General features: G+C 47.0%; 1 pseudogene. It reads left to right on the forward strand.

From position 1 onward, the window contains the following. Positions 1-181 precede the first annotated feature (181 nt). Positions 182-566, forward strand: a pseudogene (locus tag QWZ17_RS23235) (IS21 family transposase); the annotation flags it as partial.

The raw sequence follows: 566 nt of genomic DNA on the forward strand, positions 1-566 counted from the left end.
TGGAGATTCTGTTGAACTTGACCACCACATTCCGGCGCAAGCTGACCACCCATTCCGGGCGAAACTGACCAGTGCATTCCGGGGGAAACTGACCACCCCAAACACGTAGCAAATGCTGTAGAAGTAACCATCTTTTGAGGGCAAATACACCTTCCTAAGAATGGCAAACTTAACAATCAGCATGAGTAAGATCAGAAAGATACTAAAGATGTACAGCCAGCAGCGGCCTTTAATGACCATAGCTGCCCAGGCAGATGCATCGAGAAACACAGTAAAAAAGTATGTAGCAGCATTTAAAGCCAGCGGATTCACCTTTGATGAGGTTAACGCGCTTAACGATAAAGAGCTGGAAGATTTATTCGGAAAGTCCCGAGAACACCCGCCAAATGCACGTATGCAGTCGATGCTACGCTGCTTTCCCCACGTCGATAAAGAGCTCAAAAAGACCGGCATGAACCGGCAACTATTGTGGGAAGCTTATTACAAAGAGTTCCCCGATGGCTATCTGTACAGCCAATTTTGCTTTTATTATAACCAGTGGAAAGCCAGGGTCAACCCGACCATGC

Origin of the sequence: Mucilaginibacter flavus (assembly GCF_030409315.1) — a bacterium.
GTDB classification, from domain to species: domain Bacteria; phylum Bacteroidota; class Bacteroidia; order Sphingobacteriales; family Sphingobacteriaceae; genus Mucilaginibacter; species Mucilaginibacter flavus.